The sequence below is a fragment of the Pedococcus aerophilus genome, from assembly GCF_039532215.1.
In the GTDB taxonomy this organism is placed as follows: domain Bacteria; phylum Actinomycetota; class Actinomycetes; order Actinomycetales; family Dermatophilaceae; genus Pedococcus; species Pedococcus aerophilus.
In genome coordinates this window covers 277,102-302,253 of record NZ_BAAARN010000003.1, presented here as the reverse complement: position 1 = coordinate 302,253, position 25,152 = coordinate 277,102, and the positions used below count along the sequence as shown (strand labels likewise).

Here is a 25,152-nt window from a genome sequence, read left to right as displayed (position 1 = left end):
TCCATGAGCACCGCCCTCGTCACCGGCGCCACCGCCGGCATCGGACTGTCCTTCGCCCACCAGCTCGCCGAGCGGGGGCACGACGTCGTCCTCGTGGCCCGGGACCGCGTGCGGCTGGAGAACCTGTCCGACGAGCTGCGCGCGAAGTACAAGGTGGGCACCGAGATCCTCGTCGCCGACCTGTCCGACCGCGCCGACACGGGCCAGGTCTCCGAGCGACTCTCCGACGCTGCGCGGCCGGTGGACCTGCTCGTCAACAACGCGGGGTACTCGCTGAAGAAGCGGTTCCTCGACAACGACATCACCGAGGAGGAGGCGCTGTTCGACGTGCTCTGCCGGGCTGTCTTCGTCCTCTCCCACGCCGCCGCCCGGGCGATGCGCGAGCGCGGTCACGGCGCCATCGTCAACGTCTCCTCCGTCGCCAGCTTCATCACGTCCGGCACCTACTCGGCCGAGAAGTCCTTCGTCACCGTCTTCACCGAGGGACTGTCCGGCGAGCTCGCCGGCTCCGGCGTCACCGCGACGGCGCTGTGCCCGGGGTTCACGCACACCGAGTTCCACGACCGAGCCGGCATCAACATGTCGGGCATTCCCGAGTTCATGTGGCTCGACGCCCACCGCCTCGTCCGCGACTGCCTCGACGACGTGGCCAAGGGCAAGGTCGTGTCCGTCCCCGGTGGCCAGTACAAGGCCATCGTGGCGCTCCTCCGGCTGGTGCCGCGCGGCCTCGTCCGCTCGCGGGCCAGGACCGTGCACCGCCCCAAGGACGGGTCGAAGGGCAGTCGCTGAGCCCTGCGTATGGCGCCGTCCCCGGCGCCCACGGTTCGGCGCCACGACCGTTCGCGGGACGGTCCTCGCTAGGCTGCTGAGCCGTGACCGACTCCACCGCCGCCCGCGCCCGCCTGCTCGAGATCGTCAAGGACAAGGCCATCGTCCACGGCCGCGTCACCCTCTCCTCCGGCAAGGAGGCCGACTACTACGTCGACCTGCGCCGCATCACCCTCGACGGTGAGGCCTCGCCGCTGGTGGGGATCGTCATGCGCGACCTCATCGGCGACCTCGACTACGACGCCGTCGGCGGCCTGACGCTCGGCGCCGACCCGGTGGCCACCGCGATCCTGCACGCCAGCGCAGCCGCCGGTGACCGCAAGGACGCCTTCGTCGTGCGCAAGGCGGGCAAGGCCCACGGTCTCCAGCAGCGCATCGAGGGCCCGTCGATCGAGGGCCGTCGCGTGGTCATCGTCGAGGACACGACGACCACCGGAAACTCGCCGCTGGACGCCGTCGACGCCGCCCGCGAGGCCGGGGCAGAGGTCGTCGCCATCGCCACGATCGCCGACCGCGCGACCGGCGCGGAGAAGCGGTTCGCCGACGCCGGCATCGAGTACCGCTCCGTCTACGGCCTCGAGGAGCTCGGACTCGCCTAGGCTCGGCCCAGGACCGTCACGACCGAGCCAAGGGGAGTTCCATGATCACCGCGATCGTCATCGTCGTCATCGTCGTGCTGCTGGTCCTGTGGGGCGTCAGCATCTACAACGGCCTGATCAAGCTGCGCAACCTCGTGCAGGAGGCCTGGCGCCAGATCGACGTCGAGCTCACCCGTCGCCACGACCTCATCGGCAACCTCGTCGAGACGGTCAAGGGGTATGCCGCCCACGAGCGCGGCACCCTCGAGGACGTCATGAAGGCGCGCTCCGCCGCCATGGCCGGCGGTCAGTCGCCGGCCCAGCAGGCGCAGAGCGAGGGGTTGCTCAGCCAGGCGCTCGGCCGCCTCATCGCCGTCGCCGAGGCCTACCCCGACCTCAAGGCCAACCAGAACTTCCTCGCCCTCCAGACCGAGCTCACCTCGACCGAGGACCGCATCGCCTCGGCCCGGCGCTACTACAACGCCAACGTCCGCGAGCTGAACACCAAGGTCGAGACCATCCCCTCCAACATCATCGCGGGGCTCGCCCAGGTGAAGCGCGAGGAGTACTTCGAGGCCGAGGGCGCCGAGCGCGACCCGGTGAAGGTCGACTTCGGCCAGCGCGACGCGTCCATCCCGCCCCCGAGCGGGTATGCCGCAGGCACCGAGGCCGGTGTCCCCGCGGCTCCGCCCGTGGTTGCGCCGGAGAGCCCGCCTGCATCCCCGCCCGCGCCCCCCGCGCAGCCTCCCACCCAGTCCTGAGCCCCGACTTCGTACCCGCAGAGCCGGTTGCACGGCGCCATACGGCTGTCTTGACCGGAACACCGGGCACGAGGTCGCGAATGGGGCTGACGCGGGTCCACCGGTCGGTGGACGCCGAATCAACCGGCTGACGCTGCCACGACCGGTGCCCCGCGCGGGAGGGTGGTCCCATGGACGCACCGATCTCCGTCACCGGACTGCGCAAGACCTACGGGAACCGTGAGGCCGTCGACGGCCTCGACCTGACGATCGAGGCGGGCGAGGTGTTCGCCCTGCTCGGTCCCAACGGCGCCGGCAAGACCACCACGGTCGAGATCCTCGAGGGATTCCGGCGCCGTGACGGCGGCGAGGTCACGGTCCTCGGCGCCGACCCCGAGACCGCGGGCCTCGACTGGCGCAACCGCGTGGGCATCGTGCTCCAGACCTCGACGGGCCTGGAGCTGCTCACGCCGCGAGAGGTCATCTCCAGCAACGCCAAGGTCTACCGCACGCCGCGCGACGTCGACGAGGTCATCGCAGCGGTGGGCCTGGAGGACAAGGCCGACGACCGGATCGGCAAGCTCAGCGGAGGTCAGCGCCGCCGTCTCGACGTGGCGCTGGGCATCGTCGGGCGACCGGAGCTGCTCTTCCTCGACGAACCCACGACAGGCTTCGACCCCCAGGCGCGCCGCGACTTCTGGGAGCTCATCCGCTCCCTCGCGGACGGCGGCACGACGATCCTGCTGACGACCCACTACCTCGACGAGGCGGAGCAGCTCGCCGACCGGGTCGGCGTCATCGCCGCCGGTCGCATGCTCGCCCTCGACACCCCGGCGAACCTCGGCGGACGCGCCTCCTCGGAGGCCACGGTGTCGTGGGAGGAGGACGGGAGCCGCCGCAGCGAGCGGACCAGCATGCCGACGCAGTACGTCGCAGGGCTGGCGGCCCGGCTGGGCGGCGAGGTCCCACGGCTGACCGTCAGTCGGCCCTCCCTCGAGGACACCTACCTGGGACTCATCGCCCCGCACCTCGACGAAGCCGGCGTCGCCGGCGTGACCGGTGCGGCCGACGCCGTGGCGGTGTCGGCATGAACACCGCAGCGATCGGGTGGGACCGGACCATCCTCGAGCTCAAGATGTACTTCCGCGAGAAGGAGGCCGTCTTCTTCTCCTTCGTCTTCCCGATCCTCATGCTCTCGATGTTCGCCACGATCTTCGGCGACCAGTTCGGCAACGAGGAGCAGTCCGGCGTCAACGCGGCGCGGTTCTTCCTGCCCGGCATGGTCGCGGCCGGTGTGATGCTGACGAGCTTCCAGTCGATGGCGCTGAGCGTGGCGGTCGAACGCGACGACGGCACCCTCAAGCGGTTGCGGTCGACACCGATGCCGCCCGTCGCCTACTTCCTGGGCAAGGTCGGGCTCGTCGCCGTCACCTCACTGGCGCAGTTCGTCCTGCTCATCCTCATCGCCAAGGTGGGGTTCGGGGTGCAGCTCCCCACGAGCGCCGGCAACTGGGTGACGTTCCTCTGGGTCTTCCTGCTCGGCGTGGCGACCGGCACGGTGCTCGGGATCGCCTACTCCTCCATGGCCTCCTCGTCGCGCTCGGTCGGGGCGATCGTCATCGCCCCGACACTGGTCCTGCAGTTCATCTCGGGCGTCTACTTCGCCTTCACCGACCTGCCCGACTGGCTCAAGCAGGTGGCGAGCGTCTTCCCGCTGAAGTGGATCGCGCAGGGGATGCGCTCGGTGTTCTTCCCCGACGACTGGCAGACCCAGGAGATGGCCGGGGTCTGGGAGCACGGCCGCACCGCGCTCGTCCTCGCTGTCTGGCTCGTCGCCGGACTCCTCCTGTGCGCCAGGACCTTCCGCTGGACCAAGCGCGGCACGACATGATGGGGCGATGAGCGCCGACCAGCCCTCGGACTGCCGCCCCGAGCCCGGGACGTCGTCCGGCGAGCTCGACGAGATGTGGCGCCGGCAGCTCGTCTGGTGGCACCTGTTCTTCGGGGTCCTCGTCGCGACGACGGCTGCGGTCCTGCTGGCCGAGGACGGTGACCACGTCGGGTGGTCGCTCGTGGGCCTCGCGGTGATCGCGGCGGCCTACGCCGTCTGGGGCCGTCGCGGCATCGGCGAGCAGGCTCCCCGGGCCGCCAACCTCTACCTGACGGTCGCCTGGGTCGGACTGGTCGCCCTCATGGCCCTCGACGGGTCGGGCACGGCGTGGATCCTGACGTTCGGCCTGTTCCCGCAGACGTGGGCGATGCTGCCGCGCAACCGGGCCGCCGCCGTCGTGGTCGCCGCGGTCGTGGCCATCGGGGCGGTGCGGCTGTGGCAGGCCCCCCGCACCGGCGACGACGCCGTCGGCATCGCCATCAGCACCGTCATCACGTTGTCGATCTCGTTGGCCCTGGGCCTGTTCATCCACAAGATCATCAACGAGGCCGACAGCCGGGCGTTCACCATCGACGAGCTGCGGCGGACCCAGGCCCAGCTGGCCGCCGCCGAACGCGCCCAGGGCGTTGCAGGAGAACGCGAACGCATGTCCCGCGAGATCCACGACACCCTCGCCCAGGGCTTCACCTCGCTCGTCACGCTGGCCCGCGCGACCGAGGCGGCGCTCGACCGCGGCGACCTGGACGTGGTGCGCGAGCGGGTGCGCCTCATCGAGCAGACCGCTGCCGACAACCTCTCCGAGGCGCGCCTCATCGTCGCCGAGACGACCCCCGGACACCTCCAGTCCCGCACGCTGTCCGAGGCCCTCGGCCGGCTCGTCGACGCGGTGGCCGCCGAGTCCGGCATGCGCGGGAGCCTCGTGGTCCAGGGCGAGCCGACCGTGCTTCCCGCCAACTCCGAGGTGGTCCTGCTCCGCACGGCCCAGGAGGGCTTGGCCAACGTCCGACGGCACGCCCACGCGGGCAGCTTCGAGGTGCGCCTCACGTATGCCGCCGACTCCCCGGTGTCCCTCGAGGTCGCCGACGACGGGGTCGGGTTCGCTCCCGACACCCCCGACCGTGGCTACGGGCTCGACGGCGCCACGGCGCGCGCCGACGAGGTCGGCGGTCGGTTCGAGGTGCACAGCGCCCCGGGGTCGGGGACCCGTCTGCGGATGGAGGTGCCGCGATGACCGCCGAGCCGTCGACATCCCTGCGGCTGCTCGTCGTCGACGACCACCCCGTCGTGCGGATGGGACTCGTGGCGATGCTGTCGGAGCACGCCGACTTCGAGGTGGTCGGCGAGGCCGCCGACGGAGCCGAGGCGGTCCTGCTGGCCGAGCGCCTCTCGCCGGACGTGGTCCTGATGGACCTGCGGATGCCCGTGCTCGACGGTGCAGCGGCGACCGCGCGGCTCCGGGGCTCGGCCGGTGCGCCGGCGGTGCTCGTCCTCACGACCTACGACACCGACGCCGACATCGTGCGGGCCGTGGAGGCCGGGGCCAACGGCTACCTGCTCAAGGACTCGCCGCGCGAGGTGCTGGCGGACGCGATCCGTCGCGCGGCTCGGGGCGAGACGGTGCTCGCTCCGCCGGTCGTCGCCCGGCTGGCCAGCCGCATGCGTGCGCCGGCCGGTCCGTCGCTGACCGAGCGGGAGACCGAGGTGCTGCGCTGCGTGGCCAAGGGCCTGTCGAACGCCGCCGTCGGCCGCGAGCTGCACATCGGCGAGGCCACGGTGAAGACGCACCTGCTCCGGGCCTTCGAGAAGCTCGGCGTCACCGACCGCACGGCAGCCGTGACCGCTGCCCTGCGCGCCGGGATCATCGAGCTGTAGCTCCCGGCGGGGCCTCAGGCCCGGTCGTCCCTGACGTCGTCGAAGGCCTCCCCGGCTTCTTCGAGGATGACCTCGCTCGCGGTGTGGCCGCGCCGGGCCCGGACGACCTCGATGGCCATCGGGATCACCGACACGAGGACGATCGCCAGGATCGCGGCCTCGAGGTGGTCCTTGAGCACCGGGAAGGCCTGGCCGAGGAAGTAGCCGATCAGGGTCAGGCCGCTGGCCCAGAGCACCGACCCCACCGCGCTCCACACGAAGAAGTGGCGGCGGTCCATCCGGCCGACCCCGGCGACGACGGTGATGAAGGTCCGCACGATCGGGACGAACCGGCCCAGCACCAGGGCCTTGGCGCCGTGGCGCTCGAAGAACTCGTGGGTCTGGTCGAAGTACTTCTTCTTGAGGAAACGACCCTCGCGCTCGTAGAGCGGCGCGCCCAGCGCGCGGCCGATCTCGTAGCCGACGACGTTGCCCGCGAACGCGACCAGCGTGAGGACCAGGCAGGCCAGCGCGATGTTGATCTTGATCGAGCCCTCGGCGATGAACAGTCCCACCGCGAAGAGCAGGGAGTCACCCGGGAGGATCGGGAAGAGCAGGCCGCACTCGACGAAGACGATGGCGGCGCTGACCCAGAAGAACTGGGACCCGAAGCGTGCGAGGAGCCACTGGGGGTCCATCCAGTCGGGGCCGAGCGAGGGTGTCATCACGCGGACAAGGGTATGCCGCCCGCCGTGGTCCGCCCGCATCCTCGCCTGTGCGGATGGTGTGAGTCTGCGGGACCTGCTGCCGACCGGCCGCCGCGTGGCGGCGTGCGCCTAGGGTGGCCCGGTGAGCGAACAGGCGCCGGCGGAGCACCAGCCCGCGGAGGACGCGGTCGGCGTCGGCCCGTGGAAGGGCGAGTGGCCGTCGGGGGAGCACTGGGACCCCGATCTGCTCCGGGACGGCGACCGGCGCAACGTCGTCGACGCCTACCGCTACTGGCGGCACGACGCGATCGTCGCCGACCTCGACACCCACCGCCACGAGTTCCACGTCGCCGTGGAGAACTGGGGCCACGACTTCAACATCGGCTCGGTGATCCGGACAGCGAACGCCTTCAACGCCAAGGCTTTCCACATCGTCGGCAAGCGCCGGTGGAACCGCCGGGGCGCCATGGTCACCGACCGCTACCAGCACGAGCACCACCACCCGACCGTCGACGACCTCGTCGCCTGGGCCGCGACCGCCGGACGCGACGACGCGGGCCGGCCACGCGCCATACCGCTCATAGGTATCGACAACCTGCCCGGCTCGGTGCCGCTGGAGACCCACGACCTCCCGCGCGAGTGCGTCCTGGTCTTCGGTCAGGAGGGGCCGGGGCTCTCGGGTGACATGCGGGAGGCGTGCGACGTGGTGCTGCACATCGAGCAGTTCGGCTCGACCCGCTCGATCAACGCCGGTGCCGCGGCAGCTGTCGCCATGCACGCGTGGGTCAGGCGTCACGCCTTCGGTCAGGTCCCCGGGGCCGGGTCGGCGAACGCCTGACCGGTTGCTGGCTCCGTCCGGCCGTCAGGTGGAGGCCGAGCGCGACGAGGATCAGCACGCCCGCTGCGATGAGCACCTCGCGCCAGTGCCACGCGACCCACGTGTCGGCGGTGCCCAGGACGTTGCCGTGGGCCGGACCCGAGAGGGCGTCGTCGGCGAGGTCGAGCCATGCGGTGTCGAGCCGGGGGTCGACGACGATCGCGGGGTCGTCCGTCGAGGACTGTGGTGCCATGGCGCGGACCGCCGGGCCCGGGAGCACGCCGTACCAGGTGCTCCCGGCCCACTCGATGTGCTTCATCCCCGACGTCGAGGCGTTCACCGTCGGAGAGCCCGGCAGGATGGTCGAATCGCGCCGGCTCTCGACCTCCCGCCCATCTGCGAGGTCGAAGACCAGGGAGGAAGGTCTTCCGTGGTCCGAGAGGCCCATGGCGAGCGACCGGTGGTCCGGCGAGAGGGCCGGGCTCCACTGGCTGTAGCTGAACGCGGCGACGGGCTCCGACGGGCGCAGGGTGGGCAGGCGGCGGGTCGTGCCGTCGAGCCCGATGGCGACGGGGGTGAGGGTCGAGACCCCGGCGTCGTCGGGACCTGAGTCCTTGCTGTTCATGGTCAGCAGCGTCTGGTCGTCGAGCCACCCGACGAGGCCGTCCTCGCCGCCGACGGCGACCGGACGCACCGAGCCGTCTGTGCCGAGGACGAGGATCGCAGTCGTGCCGTCGGTCCCCGTCGTGCCCGGGACGGCGACGTGCACCCCGTCGGGGGAGACGTAGCCGGGGATCTGTGGACCGACCCTGTACGGCGCCGGCGCTTCCGCCTGAGGGTCCGTGGAGTTCTCCGCGCGCACGTCAGGGAACGAGGTGACCCGACCGGAGACGACGTCGTGCAGCACGTACTGCCCGCTGCTGGAGTCGACGTAGCCGATCAGCCGCCCGTCGTCCGAGAGAGTGGGGACGTTCCCACGCATGAACCCGCCGCTCACGGGGAGGCGACGGAGGTCGCCGTCCTTGGTGACGGCATACCAGCCGGTGTAGCCGCGGGCCTCGGACAGGAGCACGCCGGCCAGCGGTTCGCCGCGCAGGGGCAGGTCCTCGGTGGTCCACGGCTTGGTGATCCGGACGGGGTAGCCGGTGGACGAGGTCTCCCTGGAGCTGGAGGGCAGCGCCGAGCGGTCCCACGACCCGGGCAGGACGGCTGCCACCACGGTCACGACTGCCGCGGCCGCGAGGGCGACCCTGCTCGCCCGGGCACGCGTGCGGGCCCGCCGCCCCCGGGTCCACGCGGCCGTCGCGAGATCGGTCCGGGGTGGTGTGACGTCGACATCGGCGGCGAGGGAGTCCAGGGCGTCGGTGAGCTCGGTCGTCATGGGGACACCACCATCCGGTCGGTGAGCTCGGCGAGCTCGGGGGCGGTGACCCGCAGGCGCTCGAGCGCCGCCCGGGTCGTGGTCTTGACCGTGCTGACCGAGCAGCCGAGCACCTCTGCGGCCTGGGCCTCGGTCCGGTCCTCGTAGAACCGCAGGACGAGCACCGCCCGCTGTCTGGCGGTCAGACGCGCCAGTGCGGATCGCAGGAGCATCCGCCGGTCCGAGTCGCCGAAGAGGTCGGACGGCTCGGCGGGCTCCCGGACCACGTCACCGACGACCTTGGGGCGTCGCAGCCGGGTGCGCCAGGTGTCGACGGCCCGGTGGTAGAGCACGGTGCGCGCGTACGCCTCTGGGTTTCCTTCTGCGACAACGACCTCCCAGTGCTGGGCGACCTTGCTCAGGGTGTCCTGGAGGAGGTCCTCGGCGAGGTGCCGGTCGCCGGCGAGGAGGTAGGCGGTGCGCAGCAGGACGTGCGAGCGCGACTGCACGAAGCGCTCGAACCCGGCCATGCCCTCCAGCTCCACACCCCCCATGACGTCGAAGGGTGCCGGTTCGGGTGTGTCCGGGGACAGCCTTTTCCGAGAAGTTTCCGGCAGGCTGTCGATCCGGGGTGTCCTCGTCCGTCACAGGGGTGAGGTCGCGCCCGCGGCCACCGAGAGTGAGGAGAGACCGATGACCGAGTACGTCGTGCTGATCGTGGGGGACGCCGACCGCTGGTGGACCACCATGAGCGTCGAGCAGCGCACCGCCGGGTATGCCGAGTACAACCGGTTCGCCGGCGAGCTGACCCAGCGGGGGCACAAGATCACCGGCGGCGCCGAGCTGCACGGGATGGGTGAGGCGCGGCGCATCCCCGGCGGTGGCGGGACCCCGACCGAGGGACCGTTCGCCGAGGTCACCGAACAGGTCGGCGGCTTCTACCAGGTGGAGACCGACGACCTCGACGACCTCCTCGACTGCTGCCAGATCATCGCCGCCCTCGGCGACGGCATCGAGGTGCGTCGGGTGGTCAGGCCCGAGGACCGTCCCTCGTGAGGTACGTCGTCCTCATCGCCTACGTTCCCGGGCGGTGGGAGGAGGCCGGGCCGCAGGAGCGGCAACAGTTCTTCGACGCCCACCACGCGTTCGAGCGGTTCGTCGACGAGCACGGTCGACGGTTGCAGAGTGCGGCGCTCTGCGACGCAGACCTGGCCACGACGATCCGCCACGGTGAGGACGGTGCTGCGGTCGTCACCGACGGCCCCTTCGTCGAGCTGACCGAACAGGTCGGCGGCTACTACGACGTCGAGCTGCCGGACCTCGACACGGCGATCGCCGCGGCCAAGCTGCTGCCCACCAGCTACACCGTCGAGGTCCGCCCCGTCGTCGGGGTCGAGGGCTACGAGAGCCTGTGACCGCCACGGCGCAGGACGTGCTGGCCGGCACGGTGCGCGAGGAGTGGGGGCGACTGGTGTCCCTGCTCCTCGCGCAGTTCCGGCGGCTCGACCTCGTCGAGGACGCCCTTGCCGACGCCGTCGAGACAGCCACCCGTCGGTGGCCCCGGGACGGCACGCCCGACAACCCGGCAGCGTGGCTGCACACCGCCGCCCGCCGACGGGTGCTGGACCGGATGCGCGCCGAGGCGATGGCCCAGCGCAAGGCGCCGCTGCTCGTCGTCGATGCCGAACGACAGGAGGCCGTCGTGCGTGCCGATCCGGGTGGTCTCGTCGAGGACGAGCGGCTGCGGCTCGTCCTGATGTGCACGCACCCGGCGCTCGACCCGTCCGCGGCGAGCGCCCTGGCGCTGCGACTCGTCCTCGGTGTCACCACCCACGACGTCGCCAGGCTCTTCCTCGTGCCGGAGCCGACGATGGCGGCGCGGCTGACCCGGGCCAAGAAGAAGATCGTCTCCGCGGGCATCCCGTTCTCCGTCCCGTCCGCCGACGACCTGCCGGAGCGGCTCGGCGTCGTCGCCCAGACCGCCTACCTCGCCTTCACCGCGGGCTACGCGCCGGGCAGCGGCCCGGATGCGCTGCGCACCGAGCTCGCGGGTGAGGCGATCCGGCTGGTGCGCCTCGTCGACGGCCTGCGACCCGGCGAACCCGTCCTCGTCGCCCTGCTCGCCCTCATGCTGCTCCAGCACTCCCGTCGCGACGCGCGGGTCGACGACACGGGCCGGATCGTCCTGCTGCCCGACCAGGACCGGTCCCGGTGGCGCCACGACGAGGTGGCCGAGGCGCTGGGGCTGCTCGGCTCGCTCGTGCTCACCGGCCCGATCGACGTCGCTGCCGCCGGGTTCGCCGTCCAGGCCCGGATCGCGGCCGTGCACGCCACCGCCGCGACGGCCGCCGACACCGACTGGGAGCAGGTCGTGCACCACTACGACACCCTGCTCGGCTTCGCCCCCACGCCCAGTGCCCGGCTGGCGCGGGCGGTCGCGGTCGCCGAGGCGCGGGGTCCTCAGGAGGGGCTGGCAGCCCTGGACGGGTTGGACGCGGACCTGCCGCACAGCCACCGCCTCCCCGCCGTCCGGGCCGAGCTGCTGAGCCGCGCGGGCGACGCCGACGGTGCGCGCGCTGCATACGGGCTCGCGATCGAACGGTGCGCCAACGACGCCGAGCTCGCGCTGCTCGTCGAGCGCCGTGACGCGCTGGGCGCCGCGCCCGGCTGAGACACGGGTGTCGCCGGCGGCGACGGACGTGGAAGGATCGGCGACGACGCAAGACCCCGTGCCATGTCTTTCGAAGGAGAGAGTCCATGCCCATCGCCACCCCTGAGGTGTATGCCGACATGCTGGACCGCGCGAAGGCCGGCTCCTTCGCGTACCCGGCCATCAACGTGTCGTCCTCGCAGACGCTGAACGCCGCGATCCGCGGGTTCGCCGAGGCCGGCAGCGACGGCATCGTGCAGGTCTCGACCGGCGGCGCGGAGTACCTCTCCGGCCCGACCGTCAAGGACATGGTCAGCGGCTCGCTGGCGCTGGCCGCCTACGCGCACGAGGTCGCCAAGAACTACGACGTCAACATCGCGCTGCACACCGACCACTGCCCCAAGGACAAGCTCGACGGGTTCGTCCGCCCGCTGCTCGCCGCGTCGGCCGAGCGCGTCAAGGCCGGTGGCACCCCGTGGTTCCAGTCGCACATGTGGGACGGCTCGGCCGTGCCGCTCGACGAGAACCTCGAGATCGCGCGCGACCTGCTCGACGCCTGCAAGGCCGCCCACGTCATCCTCGAGATCGAGGTCGGCGTCGTCGGTGGCGAGGAGGACGGCGTCGCCAACGAGATCAACGACAAGCTGTACTCCACGCCCGAGGACGCCATCGCCACGGCCAAGGCCCTCGGCACCGGGGAGAACGGCTACTTCATGACGGCCCTGACCTTCGGCAACGTCCACGGCGTCTACAAGCCGGGCAACGTCAAGCTCAAGCCCGAGGTGCTCAAGGCCGCGCAGGACGCCGTGCACCGCGAGTTCGGCACCGCCGACGCGAAGCCGTTCCACCTCGTCTTCCACGGCGGGTCCGGCTCGACGGCCGAGGAGATCGCCGCCGCGGTCGACTACGGCGTCGTCAAGATGAACATCGACACCGACACCCAGTACGCCTTCACCCGCCCCGTCGCCGGCTACATGCTCACCAACTACGAGGGCGTGTTCAAGATCGACGGCGAGGTCGGCAACAAGAAGCAGTACGACCCGCGCGCCTGGGGCAAGGAGGCGGAGGCCGGCATGGCCGCCCGCATCGTCGAGGCCTGCGAGCACCTGCGATCGGCAGGCACCCACGCGTGAGCGACAACCTGCTCGGCATCCCCGAGACCCGGCTCCCCGTCGACCCGGCAGCCCGTCTGCTGGACGACGGTGTGGCCGCCGACCAGGTGGCAGCCGCCCACCCGACGTCGTCGCTGGCCTGGGCCACCCTCGCCGAGGACGCGCTCGCCGACGGCCGTACCGTCGAGGGCTACGCGTACGCCCGGACCGGCTACCACCGCGCGCTGGACTCGTTGCGCAAGAACGGCTGGCGCGGCCAGGGCCCGGTCCCGTGGGAGCACGAGCCCAACCGCGGCTTCCTGCGGGCGCTCGCAGCCCTGGCCAAGGCGGCCGGCGCGATCGGCGAGACCGACGAGCAGCACCGCTGCACCGAGTTCCTGCGCGACTCCTCGACCGCCGGGGCGCGCGAGCTCGGCCTGTAGGTTCCGCTCTGCCAGGTGCTGACCGGGTAGGTCACCGACCCCACGGGGTCGACGAGGGGCGTGGGCGTATGGCGCCTGCGCCCCTCAGTGCTGGAACACGACCTCGGTGACGGCGTGGGGCTGCCCGAGGGAGGCCATCTCGTTCCGGAGCCTGACCTGCAGCGTGTACTCGTTGCCCTCCCACGTGCAGTAGCTCGACCCGGCCGCGCCCTCGCACCGCACGAACCGCGGCATGGTGTCGACCGTGCTCGCGAAGGCGGCCTTGACGGCGGCCTCGGTCCCGAGCTGGGTCGCCCGGGTGCGGTCTCCCTCCACCCAGGCCGCGACGAACGCCGTCCCGTAGTCCTGCGCCGAGCGGGGGATGGCGGGGGCGTCCTTGCCGGGCGGTGGCGTCGTGGGTGAGGAGTCGACCTGGGGCTTGCGCGTCGTCGAGCTGGGGGATGCCGTCGTCGTCACGGTGACGGTGGTGGGGTCCGGCGAGGTCGAGGTCGATTCCGTGCTCGAGGTCGTGCTCGAGGTGGGTGTCGTCGAGGTCGTGCCCGAGGCGCTGGTGGTGTCGGTGCTCCCGCAGGCACCGAGCAGACCGAGGCCCAGCAGGCCTGCGGTGGCGGTCAGGACGGTGGTCGTGCGCGTGGTGGTCATCGAGCTCCCCTGTCTCGTGGTGTCCCGGGCGGCTGCGCCCTCACCCCTGACGACGCCATACGACCTCGCCGGGTTGGCTGCGCAGCTCACTCGGTGGCTCCACCGCGTGCTGGCCACGGTCAGGGGTCGGGCCCCACACAGTGAAGCCGGGGGGTGGGATCTCGTCGATCCCACCCCCCGGCGTCGCCCCCTGCGGACGGACTCGAGAGCCGCCCTGCGCGCGGTTCGTCTGTTCGTCCCCTGCCGAGTCGACGAGCGCGCGGGACTCATTGTGCCCTGCCGATGCGTCCTGAAGGTGGCACTATGGTGACATTGGCCAGATGATGACGAATTGTCGGGGGAGGGGCCCGTGACCAGCAAGGACGTGCCGCCGCACGAGCTCGAAGCACTCTTCTCCGATCCGCTGGAACGCCTGCACAAGATCCTCGAGCGGGGCGAGCGCCACCTCGAGGTGCGGCGGGCCGAGCTCGCCGACGCCCGCTATGCCCTGTTCGAGCTGGCGGCCCACCCGGCGGCCTCGACGGTGCGCGGCCAGGTGGTCCTGGAGTCCCTCCCAGCCGAGGTCGCCCCACCCCTGCTCCGACACCTCGTCGACACCACGACGACCGTCGTGCGCAACTGCGCCCTGAGCATCGACATCGGTTCGGGCACCGACGCCGAGAACATCCGCAACACCCAGGCCCGCATCGGCGAGGGTGCCTTCCGCCAGCAGACGATCTACCCGATGGACATCCTCGACACCGAGCCCGGTCGCGCCTGGGTCCGGTCCTGGGCCGATGCCGGGGAGGAGCAGCGGGTCAGCCTCGTGCCGCCGAGCGAGTTCGCGATCTTCGACGACCAGGCGGTGGTGGCCGTCGCCGAGTGGGCCAACCCGGCCGCCGACTACGTCCTCATCCGCGACCCCATGGTCATCGCCGCCTTCACCTCGCTGTTCGACCGTTCGTTCGCCCGGGCGCTGCCGATCACGCCCGAGGGCCACGGCACCGACGACGACGCCGAGCTGGTCCGCCTGCTCGAGCTGGGGCTCAAGGACGAGTCCATCGCCCGCTACCTCGGCTGTAGCCTGCGCACGGTCCGCCGCCGCGTGGCGCAGCTCATGGACCGGTACGGCGTCCAGACCCGGTTCCAGCTCGGTGTCGCCGCTGCGCGCACCGGACTCGTCGCCCTCGACCGCTCCACGGACCGGTAGCCTTCACCGGTACGGGCCCCGCGCGGTACGCGAGGGGCCCGCTGCATGGCCGTAGGACAACCGTGGTGATGGAAGAGGTGCTGGTATGCCGGCAATCGTGCTCGTGGGCGCGCAGTGGGGCGACGAGGGCAAGGGCAAGGCGACCGACCTCCTGGGCAGCGACGTCGACTACGTCGTCAAGTTCAACGGTGGCAACAACGCCGGCCACACGATCGTCATCGAGAAGGACGGCAAGCGCGAGAAGTACGCGCTGCACCTGCTCCCCTCCGGCATCCTCACGCCGACCTGCACCCCCGTCATCGGCAACGGTGTCGTCGTCGACCTGGCCGTGCTCTTCGAGGAGCTCGACGGCCTCGAGGCCCGTGGGGTCGACACCTCCCGCCTCCTGGTGAGCGCGAGCGCGCACATCATCGCGCCGTACAACCGGGTCCTCGACAAGGTCACCGAGCGCTTCCTCGGGTCGCGCAAGATCGGCACCACGGGTCGCGGCATCGGGCCGACCTACGCGGACAAGATGTCCCGCAACGGGATCCGTGTGCAGGACCTCTTCGACGAGAAGATCCTGCGCCAGAAGGTCGAGGCCGCCCTCGCCTTCAAGAACCAGATCCTCGCCAAGATCTACAACCGCCGCGCCGTCGAGGTGGACGAGGTGATGGACGAGCTCCTCGGGTATGCCGAGCGGTTGCGTCCCATGGTCGCCGACACCTCCCTGGTGCTCGAGAAGGCCCTCAACGAGGGCAAGACCGTGCTGCTCGAAGCGGGTCAGGCGACCCTGCTCGACGTCGACCACGGCACCTACCCGTTCGTCACGTCCTCCAACGCAACCGCCGGTGGCGCGTGCACCGGGTCGGGCATCCCGCCGACCCGGGTGGACCGCGTCATCGCGATCCTCAAGGCGTACTCGACCCGGGTCGGCGAGGGGCCGTTCCCGACCGAGCTCTTCGACGCCAACGGTGAGTTCCTGCGCAAGACCGGGGCGGAGTTCGGCACCACGACCGGTCGCCCGCGGCGTTGCGGCTGGGTCGACACGGTCGTGGGCCGCTACTCCACGCGGATCAACGGCACCACGGACTTCGTCATCACCAAGCTCGACGTCCTGACCGGTCTCGACACGGTGCCGGTCTGCGTCGCCTACGACGTGGACGGCGTCCGCCACGACGAGATGCCGGTCAACCAGACCGACTTCCACCACGCCAAGCCGATCTACGAGGAGCTGCCCGGCTGGTGGGAGGACATCACCGAGTGCCGCACCTTCGAGGACCTGCCGGCGAACGCCCAGGCCTACGTGCTGCGCCTCGAGGAGCTGATCGGCGCCCGCGTCTCGGCGATCGGTGTCGGCCCCGGCCGCGAGGAGATCATCAGCCGCCACTCCCTGCTCGGCGACTGACAGCCGACTCAGCAGAGGTCGCTGCCCCACGGGCAGGCAGCAACCTGCCGCCGCTGCAGCAACCCCTGCTAGCAGAGGTTGCTGCAGCGGGAGCGTTTGAGCGACGGTCAGGCGGGGCGCAGGACCGTCATGCGGTGCGCGGCCCGCGTCAGCGCGACGTAGAGCACGCGCACGCCACCGGGTGACTCCTCGGTGATGGCGTCGGGGTCGACCACGACCGTGGCGTCGTACTCCAGACCCTTCGTCGACATCGGGTCGATGACGACGACGCGCTCCCCGAGCTCGCCGACGGCAGCCAGCGCGGCGCGGTGTCGCTCCGGGGCGATGACGGCGATCGAGCCCTCGACCTCCCCGAGCAGCGCCTCGACGGCCTCGGTCGCGACCGCGGCCCAGTTGCTGCCCGCCACCGTGAGGTCGACGGGGTGGGCGCCCGTTTCGCGGACCGCCTGCGGGATGTCGGCGTCGGGCACCTGGGCCTTCACGACCGTGGCGGCGTAGTCGAAGATCTCGCGGGCGTTGCGGTAGTTGGTGTCCATGTGGAACAGCCGGCGCTCCTGGGTGCCGAACGCCTCCTCGCGCGCCCGTCCGGACTCCTGCGCATCGGGCCACGACGCCTGGGCGGCGTCACCGACCACGGTCCACGACGAGTAGCGCCCACGGCGTCCGAGCATCCGCCACTGCATGGGGGACAGGTCCTGGGCCTCGTCGACGAGGACGTGGGCGTACTCGCCCGGCCCGTCGATGCGTCCCTGCAGGAGCCGGTCGCGCGGATCGGTCAGGGCGATGCGGGAGGAGCCGTTCGCCGAGCCGGCGCCGGACTGCCGGGTCGCGCGGACCTCGGCGACGCCGAACTGCGAGACGTCGTCGAGCTCCTCGATCTCGTAGAACTCGCGCTCCTCGACCGGCCCCTCCTGGACCGGACCCATCCGGGCGGCGAGGTCGTCGACGAGGGCCGCGTCGGCGACCGACCAGGTGCCGGACTCGAGGGCGTCGCGCATCGACGCGGCGAACGCCACCGACTCCTCCGCGGTGAGGACGCCGCGCCCATGACGGGTGGCGAGGTCGGGGTCGGCGAGCCACAGCAGCACCTCGCGCGGGTCGACCTGCGGCCACCAGCGCTCGAGGAAGGCGTCGACCTCGAGGTGGTCCTCGAAGTGGTCCATGAACTCGTTGCGGTCACCCTCGCGGACGGTGTTCCACGCGGCCTCGGCGAGCTGGGCGCGCACGGCCTTGGACGCGAGGTTGCGCTGGTGCCCACGCAGGACCTGGGCGCGGATGCGGTCCAGGGCCGGGGTGTCGACGCGGACGGCCTTGCCGTTCACGAAGGCGCGGAACTGCGTCGGAGCGCCCGGCGGGCTGTCGGCGGCGGCGCGCGACAGCAGGCGCCGCACGCGCAGCGAACCCTTGACGGCGGCTACCTGCGGGGAGTCGAGCCGTACGGCGGTGACCCCGTCGACGACGTCTCCGAGCGAGCGCAGCGTCACCGACTCCTCGCCCAGCGACGGCAGCACCCGCTCGATGTAGGCGGTGTAGGCCGAGGACGGACCGACGACGAGGATGCCGCCGTTCTCGAAGCGTCGCCGGTCGGAGTAGAGCAGGTAGGCGGCGCGGTGCAGGGCGACGACGGTCTTGCCGGTGCCGGGTCCGCCGGTGATCTCGGTGATGCCGCGGGCCGAGGCGCGGATGGCCTCGTCCTGGTGGCGCTGGATGGTGGCGACGATGTCGCGCATCTGCGCGCCGCGGCTGCGGGTCAGGGCCGCGAGGAGCGCGCCGTCGCCGACGATGACGAGGTCGTCCGGTGCCTCGGCGACCATCAGGTCGTCCTCGACGCCGACGACGTCGGGACCCTTGCAACGCAGCACCCGGCGGCGCAGGACGTCCATCGGCTCGACGGGGGTCGCGCGGTAGAACGCCGCGGCGGCCGGGGCGCGCCAGTCGACGACGAGCGGCTCGTAGTCGTCGTCGCGGACGCCGAGGCGCCCGATGTAGCGGGTCTCGCGGTCACTGTCCGCGCCGTCCCGGGACAGGGCGTGGTCGAGGTCCAGCCGCCCGAAGACCAGTCCCTCGAACTGCGTGTCCAGGGTCGAGCGACGACGGGCCGCGTTGAAGACGAGGGCGTCACGCTCGAAGAGCCCGGTGAGCTCCTCGTCGCGGACGTCGCCGGTGCGGTCGGTGCGTCCGCGGGCGAGGCCGTCGGTCTCGACGAGCCCGGCCCGGAGCTTGGCCTTGGCCAGCTCGGCGTAGACGACGTCCACGTGCGCCTGCTCGACGGCGATCTCGCGTGCCACCTCGGCGGTGGTCGCCTTGTTGGAGGTGGTGGGCTGGTGATCCGGAGCGGTCACGGTGGTGACTTTCTTGTCGAACGGCCTGCTCGTCCCGCAGAGAACGCACGAGTCTAGCCCCGCCCCAGCCGCCTCAGGGCGCCATCCCACCCCACGGGTTCCGGGGCCCTCGCGAGGGTCCGGCGACCAGCTCGCGGGAGGGGTGCCCGCGGCGCCGTACCGGCCCGCTCAGATCAGGCCACGCCGCCCGGCCTGGACCCCCGCCTGGAACCGCGTGCCGGCCCCGAGCTGGTCCATCAGGGCGCGGACCCGGCGCTCGACGGTCCGTTGGGAGACCCCGGTCTGCCGGGCGATCGTGGCGTCGGGGGCGCCGGCGGCGAGCAGCGACAGGATGAGCTGGTCGCGCTGCTCGGCCGCGCTGCCCGACCCCGCCCGCTGGAGGGGTGAGCCGAGCGTCCAGAAGTGGTCGAACAACGCGATCAGCGCCAGGACCATCGCCCGCGCCCGCACCAGGGCGGACCCGAACCCCGTCGGGTCGAAGGCGCTGACGTCGACGATGGCTGCCGTGTCGTCGACGATGACGCAGGAGAACGGCACGCTCGTGGTGAGCCGGAAGCGCTCGCCGCCCCGCTCGCGGGCCTCGAGGACGGTGAGGGCGTCCGGCAGGTCGAGGACACGCGAGTCGTAGACGGAGGCCATGTCGAGGACGATGCCGCCCGCACCGTGGCTCGGCTCCTCGTGGCTGTGGAGAGGGCTGTCGAAGATCGCGTCGGTGCGCGGCGACGGAGCGCGGAAGACCCGGACGATCTCGGTGCCGGTCGCGATCGCCTCGGCCGTCACCGCCGCCATCTCGTCCAGGGAGTTGAGGATCCGTATGGTGCCCGCGTCCGGGGTGGTCGTCGCCGCCCTCGCCTGGAAGAAGACCTGGGAGAGCTCGTGCGCCGCCGACCGGGTCTCGCGGGCGCGCCGCTCGTAGCTGAGCGCCAGGGTCGGCAGGGAGATGTCGGGCGGGATGACCTCGATGACGCCGCCCGGTTGCAGGCGGACCAGGCCGCGCTCCTGCAGCACCTCGAGGGAGTGGTCGACCAGCGGGGCCTTCATGCCCTGGGCGACGAGCAGTGACCGCGTCGGCTCGGGGTGCTGGAGTGCCGCGAGGTAGACCCGCGTCACGACCCCGTCCCCGTCGCCGTCCTGGCGATCGAGGCCCAGGGGGCCCGCAGCGTCGCTCACGAGTTCCCGCCCATGCGCTGCTCCTCGTCCTGAAGGAAGTGGCCGGCACCCATGCTGGTGTGCTGGCGAGATTCCGTCAATGGCGCAAGTCCGCCACTCAGGGACTTTACGTGCGGACCGGTCATGGTCCACTCTGGTCGAAGTCGACTGTGTCGACCCACGTGCCCGGTTGCCGGTTCCCCCGCCAGGCGACCGCACGTCGGCTGCGCGGCGTCCCGGGGAGAATGTCCCCCCTGCCTCCCCGGGACGCCGCGCACTCATTCCCCCCGCGGGTCTCTACGCTGGGCGTGTGAAGGTTCTCGTCGTCGGATCCGGTGCTCGCGAGCACGCCATCGTCAAGGCCCTGGGCGCCGACCCGGACGTCGATGCCGTGGTGGTCGCTCCCGGCAACCCCGGCATGGATGCCATCGCCCTGTGCGAGCCGTTGCCGGCCGGGCTGCTCGACGGGGAGGGCGTCGCCGAGCTCGCCCGCCACCACGGTGTCGATCTGGTCGTCATCGGCCCGGAGGCGCCCTTGGTCGCAGGAGTCGCCGACGTCGTGCGGGACGCGGGGTTCGCCGTCTTCGGTCCGTCGGCAGAGGCTGCGCGGCTCGAGGGCAGCAAGGCCTTCGCCAAGGAGGTCATGGCGGCTGCGGAGGTGCCCACGGCACTGGCCCGCGTCTGCACGACCGTCGACGAGGTGGCCGAGGCGCTGGATGCCATGGGGGCGCCGTACGTCGTCAAGGACGACGGACTGGCAGCAGGCAAGGGTGTGGTCGTCACCGACGACCGCGACGCCGCGCTGGCGCACGCCCGGGGCTGTCTGGCCAAGGACGACGGTCGCGTCGTGATCGAGGAGTTCCTCGACGGCCCCGAGGTGTCGTTGTTCGTGCTCTGCGACGGGGTGGACGTCGTCCCGCTCGCTCCCGCCCAGGACTTCAAGCGCGTCTTCGACCAGGACCGTGGCCCCAACACCGGAGGGATGGGTGCCTACTCCCCGCTGGACTGGGCGCCCCCGACGATGGTGGACGAGCTCGTCACGCGGGTGGCCCAGCCGACGGTCGACGAGATGCGTCGCCGCGGGACGCCCTTCGTCGGGGTGCTCTTCATCGGCCTGGCCCTGACCTCACGGGGACCGCGGGTGATCGAGTTCAACGCCCGCTTCGGCGACCCCGAGACGCAGGTGGTGCTCGCCCGGCTGCAGACGCCCCTCGGCGGTTTGCTGCTGTCCGCCGCCACGGGGCGGCTCGCCGAGGTCGGTGCCCTGCACTGGTCTCCGCAGCACGCCGTCACCGTCGTCGTCGCCTCGCACAACTACCCCGACACCCCGCGCACCGGCGACCCCATCACCGGCATCGAGGACGCCACCGAGGTGCCCAGCGTCTACGTCCTGCACGCCGGCACCGGCCGGGCCGACGACGGCACGCTGGTGTCGGCCGGGGGACGGGTCCTGTCGGTCGTCGCCCTGGGCGACAGCCTCACCCAGGCCCGCGAGCGCGTCTACGAGGGGATCGGCTCCATCGAGCTCGACGGGTCCCACCACCGCACCGACATCGCCCTCGCGGCGGAGCGGGACGAGCTGCACGTCGGCTGACGGCTCAGCCCGCGCGGCGGGAGGCGGCCCAGCCGAGGGCGCCGATCGCGGCGCTGCCGACCATCACCGCAGCGAAGAGCCATCCCGGCAGCGCCGGCGCCTGCCACGCGATGAGGGCACCGGCGGCTGCCAGGGCCACCGCGCCCGCCACCGAGGCCGTGAGGCTGGACGCCGCGGTGATGCGCCCCTGGTCGGCCACGGGGGCGAGGTGCAGCAGCTGGGTGGACAGGGTCGGCGACACGATCCCCATCCCGATCCCGGCGACGCCCCAGAGCACGAGCCCCGGGACCACCGGCAGAAGCGCCAGGCTGGTCAGTGCCGGTCCGACGATGCCGACGGTGATGAGGGCGAAGCCGACCTGGAGCCGTCGCACCGCCCCCACGCGGCGCTGCACGGCGTCGAGCCCGTGCAGCTGGGACCCGGCTGCCCAGCAAAGCCCGGTCACCGTCAGGCTCGCGCCGGCTGCGGCCGGCCCGAGGTGGTGGACCGTCGTGAGCATGAGCGGTAGGAGGCTTCCCGCGGTGCCGAAGGCCGCGGACACGAGACCACGCAGGGCCACGAGGGCGGGTATGCCGCGGGCGAGCCGAAGCGTCCCGGCCGGCAGCACGGCGCGGACCGCCGGCGCCGTGGCGGCGAGCCCGGCGACCACCAGGACGATGCCGAGGGCGCGGACCGGGCCACTGCGTCCGAGCAGCGAGCCGCCGGCGGTCAGCGCCGCGAGACCGGTGGCGGCGAGGGCGGCCGCGCGTACGGCGCGGTGCTCGCTCGAAGTCCAGCGTGTCGCGGTGCCGGTCTGCGCCGCGGAGGCTCGCATCGACGGTCGCAGCAGCAGCCCCGCCGGAACGAGCAGCGCGACGCCGATCGCGAACACGGACCGCCACGACCACACCTCGGTCAGGGCCCCGGCGATGGGCGGTCCCACCAGCGACGGGAGCACCCACGCGGCGGCGAAGGCGGCGAACACCTTGGCCCGCAACGCCTCCGGCAGCGCCCGGGCGAGCAGCACCGTCAGGGACACGTCGAGCAGCGCCTCCGAGATCCCTGAGCCGAACCGCCCGATCGTGAACAGCGCCATGCCCGGTGCGACCGCCATGAGGACCTGGGAGGCGACGAACACCACCATCCCGGCCTGGAGCGGGCGCACCGGTCCGCGATGGTCCGCCCACGCGCCGGCCACGACCGTGGCCAGCACGAACGACACGAGCGGTGCAGCGCTCGCGGCACCGAAGAGCCACAGCCCGTCGAGGTCGCGCGCCACGGTCGGCAGGACCGTGGTGGTGGCGCGGTTCTCGAACGCGGCGAGCGTCACGAGCGCGACCGCCCCCACGGCGAACGGGAGGTGCTCCCGGGTGAACAGGCTGGGCGGCCGGTCGTCGTGACGGCTGCGGGTCGTGGCGGTGGACATGGTCGCCATCCTCAAAGATGAAGTGGACTTCAAGTCAAGCCGAGACGAGGTCGGCTCGCGGGACCACCACGCACCGAGGCTGTCGTGGCTGGGAGGATGTCGGCCATGACGTCCTCCCAGCCGCTCACGGTGCCCGGCTACGCCCACGTCTACTCGGGCAAGGTGCGTGATCTCTACGCACCGCTCGACGACTCGGGTACTCCGCGGAACGACCAGCTGCTCCTCGTCGCCAGCGACCGGTTGTCGGCCTACGACTTCGTCCTCGACACCCCGATCCCGGACAAGGGTGCGGTCCTCACCCAGCTGTCGCTGTGGTGGTTCGAACGCCTCGAGGACCTCGTGCCCAACCACGTGGTGTCGACCGACGTGCCCGATGTCGTCGCCGGGCGCGCCGTGCTCGTCAAGCGGCTCGCGATGCTGCCGGTCGAGTGCGTGGCCCGCGCCTACCTCACCGGCGGCGGCCTGAACGAGTACCTCGCCGACGGGCACGTCTCCGGCATCGCGCTCCCCGAGGGACTCGTCGACGGCTCTCGTCTGCCGGAGCCCGTCTTCACCCCGTCCACCAAGGCGCCGATGGGGGAGCACGACCAGCCCATGCCCTATGCCGCCGTGGAGGCCGAGATCGGCGCGCCCCTCGCGTCGCGCGTGCGTGACCTGACCACGGCGATCCTCGCACGGGGCAACGAGATCGCCGCAGAGCGTGGCATCCTCATCGCCGACACCAAGGTCGAGTTCGGCCTCGACGGTGACGACGTCGTCCTCGCGGACGAGGTGCTGACCCCGGACTCCTCGCGGTTCTGGCCGGCCGACCTCTGGGAGCCGGGCCACCCGCAGCCGTCGTACGACAAGCAGTTCGTCCGTGAGTGGCTCACGTCGTCGGCCAGCGGCTGGGACAAGGCCTCGGGCGAGGCGCCTCCAGACCTGCCCGAGGACGTCATCGCCCAGACGCGTGCGAAGTACGTCGAGGCCTACGAACGCCTGACCGGCCGCACCTTCTCCTGACGGACCCTGCGGGCGTAGCCTGCCGACGTGGAGGACCTGGAGGGCCACCCTGCCCTTGCGGCGGCGAGTGCCGCCGCCCGCGCCCACCTCGACGGCCTGCGTGAGCGCCGCGTCGGGGCGTCCCCCGACGTCACGAGCGAGACCCTCCGGACCGCGCTGGGCGGCCCCGTGCCGGTGCACGGCAGCGAGCCCGCCGAGGTCGTCGAACGCCTCGTGGCCGCAGCGGCACCGGGACTCGTGGCCTCCAGCGGTCCGCGCTACTTCGGCTACGTCGTCGGCGGCACGCTGGAGGCGGCCATGGCGGCCGACTGGCTCGCCGTGGCCTGGGACCAGGTCGCCGGGCTCGAGGTGATGTCCCCTGCGGCCGCGGCGGTGGAGGAGGTCGCCGGGGGCTGGGTGCTCGACCTGCTCGGTCTGCCGGCGGACGCCTCGTTCGGGTTCCCGACCGGGGCTCAGATGGCCAACTTCACGGCCCTTGCGACGGCTCGGCACGCCGTCCTGGACCGGGCAGGGTGGGACGTCGAGGCCGACGGCCTGCAGGGTGCGCCGCGCATCCAGGTCGTCGTCGGCGGCCAGGTCCACGCGACTGTGCCCCAGGCGCTGCGCCTCGCTGGGCTGGGCAGCCGCCCCGACGTCGCCGAGAGCGACGAGCAGGGACGGATGCGCCCTGCCGCCCTCGAGCAGGTGCTCCGCAGCGACGGGGGGCCGGTCATCGTCTGCGCGCAGGCCGGCAACGTGAACACCGGCGCGTTCGACCCGTTCGCCGACCTCGCCGACCTCTGCGCGCAGACCGGTGCCTGGCTGCACGTGGACGGCGCCTTCGGCCTCTGGGCAGGGGCGAGCGACCGGCTGCGGTCCCTGGTCGCGGGAGTCGAGCGTGCCGACTCCTGGGCGACCGACTGCCACAAGTGGCTCAACGTCCCCTACGACTCGGCCTTCGTGGCGACCCGCGACCCCGTCGCGCATGTCGCAGCGATGTCCTGGGAGGCGCCCTACGTCGTGCCCGGAGCCGGCCGCGACCCGTACCGCTACGTGCCTGAGGCGTCTCGTCGGGCGAGAGGTTTCGCGCTCTGGGCGGCCCTGTCGCAGCTCGGCCGGGACGGGGTCGCCGACCTCGTCGACCGGTCGTGCGGCCATGCGCGCAGGTTCGCCACGAGTCTCGCCGACGCCGACCCGGGGGTCACCGTGCTCAACGACGTCGTCCTCAACCAGGTCCTCGTCCGCTTCGACGACTCCGACGACGTCACGCGGGCCGTGATCGCCGGGGTCCAGGCCGGCGGGGAGGCGTGGCTCGGTGGCAGCAGCTGGCAGGGGGCGGCCGTCATGCGCCTCTCGGTGTCGGGCTGGTTGACCACCGCCGAGGACGTCGAGCGTTCGGTGGCCGCGATCCTGTCCGCCCTCGCCGCGGCCCGCAGCTGACGCGCGCCGGTCAGCTCGCCACCGGACACCTCGAAGGCATCGACGGCCACGGTGCTGCCGACGCGCA

The 25,152-nt window shown here is 72.1% G+C and carries 25 protein-coding genes; 18 read left to right on the top strand and 7 right to left on the bottom strand.

Annotated features, from left to right (window positions below; translation table 11 throughout):
* The first annotated feature begins 3 nt into the window (after positions 1-3).
* The 7 genes from ABD286_RS13560 (at position 4) to ABD286_RS13530 (ending at position 5,909) form a co-directional block, all read left to right on the top strand.
* On the top strand, positions 4-789 hold the full coding sequence (locus ABD286_RS13560) for an SDR family NAD(P)-dependent oxidoreductase (RefSeq protein ID WP_344194333.1): 786 nt from the start codon (positions 4-6) through the stop codon (positions 787-789).
* 83 nt (positions 790-872) lie between these two features.
* Entirely contained in the window at positions 873-1,427 is a 555-nt protein-coding gene (gene pyrE, locus ABD286_RS13555) for an orotate phosphoribosyltransferase (RefSeq protein WP_344194331.1), read from the top strand.
* A gap of 41 nt (positions 1,428-1,468) precedes the next feature.
* The gene (locus ABD286_RS13550; protein WP_344194329.1) at positions 1,469-2,167 is read left to right on the top strand and encodes a LemA family protein; all 699 of its coding nucleotides are present in this window, start codon (positions 1,469-1,471) and stop codon (positions 2,165-2,167) included.
* Positions 2,168-2,337: 170 nt separating this feature from the next.
* Positions 2,338-3,237, top strand: coding sequence for an ABC transporter ATP-binding protein (locus ABD286_RS13545; protein WP_344194327.1), 900 nt, complete (start codon positions 2,338-2,340; stop codon positions 3,235-3,237).
* Positions 3,234-4,037, top strand: a complete 804-nt coding sequence (locus tag ABD286_RS13540) for an ABC transporter permease (protein WP_344194325.1) — start codon at positions 3,234-3,236, stop codon at positions 4,035-4,037. Before ABD286_RS13545 ends, ABD286_RS13540 begins: the two co-directional genes overlap by 4 nt.
* Positions 4,038-4,044: 7 nt before the next feature.
* Complete coding sequence (locus tag ABD286_RS13535; protein WP_344194323.1) at positions 4,045-5,268, top strand: sensor histidine kinase; 1,224 nt, start codon at positions 4,045-4,047, stop codon at positions 5,266-5,268.
* Complete coding sequence (locus ABD286_RS13530) at positions 5,265-5,909, top strand: response regulator (protein ID WP_344194321.1); 645 nt, start codon at positions 5,265-5,267, stop codon at positions 5,907-5,909. The genes ABD286_RS13535 and ABD286_RS13530 overlap by 4 nt, the downstream gene beginning before the upstream one ends.
* Before the next feature lie 14 nt (positions 5,910-5,923).
* On the opposite strand, the gene ABD286_RS13525 is transcribed toward ABD286_RS13530, so the two are convergent.
* Complete coding sequence (locus ABD286_RS13525) at positions 5,924-6,613, bottom strand: DedA family protein (protein WP_344194737.1); 690 nt, start codon at positions 6,611-6,613, stop codon at positions 5,924-5,926.
* A gap of 124 nt (positions 6,614-6,737) precedes the next feature.
* Here ABD286_RS13525 and ABD286_RS13520 point away from each other — a divergent pair, with 124 nt between their 5' ends.
* The gene (locus tag ABD286_RS13520; protein WP_344194319.1) at positions 6,738-7,433 is read left to right on the top strand and encodes a TrmH family RNA methyltransferase; all 696 of its coding nucleotides are present in this window, start codon (positions 6,738-6,740) and stop codon (positions 7,431-7,433) included.
* On the opposite strand, the gene ABD286_RS13515 is transcribed toward ABD286_RS13520, so the two are convergent.
* Together ABD286_RS13515 and ABD286_RS13510 are read right to left on the bottom strand one after the other, a co-directional pair.
* Positions 7,381-8,793 carry a hypothetical protein gene (locus ABD286_RS13515; protein WP_344194317.1) on the bottom strand — a complete coding sequence of 471 codons (1,413 nt, stop codon included), beginning with the start codon at positions 8,791-8,793 and terminating at the stop codon, positions 7,381-7,383. The genes ABD286_RS13520 and ABD286_RS13515 overlap by 53 nt on opposite strands.
* On the bottom strand, positions 8,790-9,326 hold the full coding sequence (locus ABD286_RS13510; RefSeq protein WP_344194315.1) for a SigE family RNA polymerase sigma factor: 537 nt from the start codon (positions 9,324-9,326) through the stop codon (positions 8,790-8,792). Before ABD286_RS13510 ends, ABD286_RS13515 begins: the two co-directional genes overlap by 4 nt.
* Positions 9,327-9,465: 139 nt before the next feature.
* On the opposite strand from ABD286_RS13510, the gene ABD286_RS13505 reads away from it, so the two are divergent.
* From ABD286_RS13505 to ABD286_RS13485, 5 genes are all read left to right on the top strand, one after another.
* Entirely contained in the window at positions 9,466-9,828 is a 363-nt protein-coding gene (locus tag ABD286_RS13505) for a YciI family protein (protein ID WP_344194313.1), read from the top strand.
* Entirely contained in the window at positions 9,825-10,187 is a 363-nt protein-coding gene (locus ABD286_RS13500) for a YciI family protein (protein WP_344194311.1), read from the top strand. Before ABD286_RS13505 ends, ABD286_RS13500 begins: the two co-directional genes overlap by 4 nt.
* The gene (locus ABD286_RS13495; RefSeq protein ID WP_344194309.1) at positions 10,184-11,443 is read left to right on the top strand and encodes an RNA polymerase sigma factor; all 1,260 of its coding nucleotides are present in this window, start codon (positions 10,184-10,186) and stop codon (positions 11,441-11,443) included. Before ABD286_RS13500 ends, ABD286_RS13495 begins: the two co-directional genes overlap by 4 nt.
* 86 nt (positions 11,444-11,529) lie before the next feature.
* A complete protein-coding gene (gene fbaA / locus ABD286_RS13490; RefSeq protein WP_344194307.1) occupies positions 11,530-12,555 on the top strand; it encodes a class II fructose-bisphosphate aldolase in 1,026 nt (341 codons plus the stop codon).
* Positions 12,552-12,956 (top strand): DUF3151 domain-containing protein, encoded by a 405-nt coding sequence (locus ABD286_RS13485; RefSeq protein WP_344194305.1) that lies wholly within the window; start codon positions 12,552-12,554, stop codon positions 12,954-12,956. The genes fbaA and ABD286_RS13485 overlap by 4 nt, the downstream gene beginning before the upstream one ends.
* Positions 12,957-13,040: 84 nt before the next feature.
* On the opposite strand, the gene ABD286_RS13480 is transcribed toward ABD286_RS13485, so the two are convergent.
* Positions 13,041-13,598 carry a hypothetical protein gene (locus tag ABD286_RS13480; protein ID WP_344194303.1) on the bottom strand — a complete coding sequence of 186 codons (558 nt, stop codon included), beginning with the start codon at positions 13,596-13,598 and terminating at the stop codon, positions 13,041-13,043.
* A 349-nt stretch (positions 13,599-13,947) separates the two neighbouring features.
* On the opposite strand from ABD286_RS13480, the gene ABD286_RS13475 reads away from it, so the two are divergent.
* Positions 13,948-14,787, top strand: a complete 840-nt coding sequence (locus ABD286_RS13475) for a helix-turn-helix transcriptional regulator (RefSeq protein ID WP_344194301.1) — start codon at positions 13,948-13,950, stop codon at positions 14,785-14,787.
* A gap of 85 nt (positions 14,788-14,872) precedes the next feature.
* Positions 14,873-16,174: an adenylosuccinate synthase gene (locus ABD286_RS13470; protein ID WP_344194299.1), complete on the top strand. Its 1,302-nt coding sequence runs from the start codon at positions 14,873-14,875 to the stop codon at positions 16,172-16,174.
* A gap of 107 nt (positions 16,175-16,281) precedes the next feature.
* On the opposite strand, the gene ABD286_RS13465 is transcribed toward ABD286_RS13470, so the two are convergent.
* Together ABD286_RS13465 and ABD286_RS13460 are read right to left on the bottom strand one after the other, a co-directional pair.
* Positions 16,282-18,516, bottom strand: coding sequence for a HelD family protein (locus ABD286_RS13465; RefSeq protein WP_344194297.1), 2,235 nt, complete (start codon positions 18,514-18,516; stop codon positions 16,282-16,284).
* 168 nt (positions 18,517-18,684) lie between these two features.
* Positions 18,685-19,686, bottom strand: coding sequence for a helix-turn-helix transcriptional regulator (locus ABD286_RS13460; RefSeq protein ID WP_344194294.1), 1,002 nt, complete (start codon positions 19,684-19,686; stop codon positions 18,685-18,687).
* A gap of 289 nt (positions 19,687-19,975) precedes the next feature.
* On the opposite strand from ABD286_RS13460, the gene purD reads away from it, so the two are divergent.
* Complete coding sequence (gene purD / locus ABD286_RS13455) at positions 19,976-21,259, top strand: phosphoribosylamine--glycine ligase (protein WP_344194292.1); 1,284 nt, start codon at positions 19,976-19,978, stop codon at positions 21,257-21,259.
* Between the two features lie 4 nt (positions 21,260-21,263).
* Here the strand turns inward: purD and ABD286_RS13450 are convergent, their stop codons facing one another.
* A complete protein-coding gene (locus tag ABD286_RS13450; RefSeq protein WP_344194290.1) occupies positions 21,264-22,664 on the bottom strand; it encodes an MFS transporter in 1,401 nt (466 codons plus the stop codon).
* Positions 22,665-22,760: 96 nt separating this feature from the next.
* On the opposite strand from ABD286_RS13450, the gene ABD286_RS13445 reads away from it, so the two are divergent.
* Together ABD286_RS13445 and ABD286_RS13440 are read left to right on the top strand one after the other, a co-directional pair.
* On the top strand, positions 22,761-23,666 hold the full coding sequence (locus ABD286_RS13445; protein ID WP_425565381.1) for a phosphoribosylaminoimidazolesuccinocarboxamide synthase: 906 nt from the start codon (positions 22,761-22,763) through the stop codon (positions 23,664-23,666).
* A gap of 27 nt (positions 23,667-23,693) precedes the next feature.
* A complete protein-coding gene (locus tag ABD286_RS13440) occupies positions 23,694-25,085 on the top strand; it encodes a pyridoxal phosphate-dependent decarboxylase family protein (RefSeq protein WP_344194286.1) in 1,392 nt (463 codons plus the stop codon).
* Positions 25,086-25,152: the final 67 nt, after the last annotated feature.

Bases quoted from the DNA above. Each gene is read 5' to 3' on its own strand.
- ABD286_RS13560 (WP_344194333.1), top strand. From the start codon at position 4: ATGAGCACCGCCCTCGTCACCGGCGCCACCGCCGGCATCGGACTGTCC.
- ABD286_RS13550 (WP_344194329.1), top strand. From the start codon at position 1,469: ATGATCACCGCGATCGTCATCGTCGTCATCGTCGTGCTGCTGGTCCTG.
- ABD286_RS13545 (WP_344194327.1), top strand. From the start codon at position 2,338: ATGGACGCACCGATCTCCGTCACCGGACTGCGCAAGACCTACGGGAAC.
- ABD286_RS13540 (WP_344194325.1), top strand. From the start codon at position 3,234: ATGAACACCGCAGCGATCGGGTGGGACCGGACCATCCTCGAGCTCAAG.
- ABD286_RS13535 (WP_344194323.1), top strand. From the start codon at position 4,045: ATGAGCGCCGACCAGCCCTCGGACTGCCGCCCCGAGCCCGGGACGTCG.
- ABD286_RS13530 (WP_344194321.1), top strand. From the start codon at position 5,265: ATGACCGCCGAGCCGTCGACATCCCTGCGGCTGCTCGTCGTCGACGAC.
- ABD286_RS13525 (WP_344194737.1), bottom strand. From the start codon at position 6,613: ATGACACCCTCGCTCGGCCCCGACTGGATGGACCCCCAGTGGCTCCTC.
- ABD286_RS13515 (WP_344194317.1), bottom strand. From the start codon at position 8,793: ATGACGACCGAGCTCACCGACGCCCTGGACTCCCTCGCCGCCGATGTC.
- ABD286_RS13510 (WP_344194315.1), bottom strand. From the start codon at position 9,326: ATGGGGGGTGTGGAGCTGGAGGGCATGGCCGGGTTCGAGCGCTTCGTG.
- ABD286_RS13505 (WP_344194313.1), top strand. From the start codon at position 9,466: ATGACCGAGTACGTCGTGCTGATCGTGGGGGACGCCGACCGCTGGTGG.
- fbaA (WP_344194307.1), top strand. From the start codon at position 11,530: ATGCCCATCGCCACCCCTGAGGTGTATGCCGACATGCTGGACCGCGCG.
- ABD286_RS13480 (WP_344194303.1), bottom strand. From the start codon at position 13,598: ATGACCACCACGCGCACGACCACCGTCCTGACCGCCACCGCAGGCCTG.
- ABD286_RS13470 (WP_344194299.1), top strand. From the start codon at position 14,873: ATGCCGGCAATCGTGCTCGTGGGCGCGCAGTGGGGCGACGAGGGCAAG.
- ABD286_RS13450 (WP_344194290.1), bottom strand. From the start codon at position 22,664: ATGTCCACCGCCACGACCCGCAGCCGTCACGACGACCGGCCGCCCAGC.
- ABD286_RS13445 (WP_425565381.1), top strand. From the start codon at position 22,761: ATGTCGGCCATGACGTCCTCCCAGCCGCTCACGGTGCCCGGCTACGCC.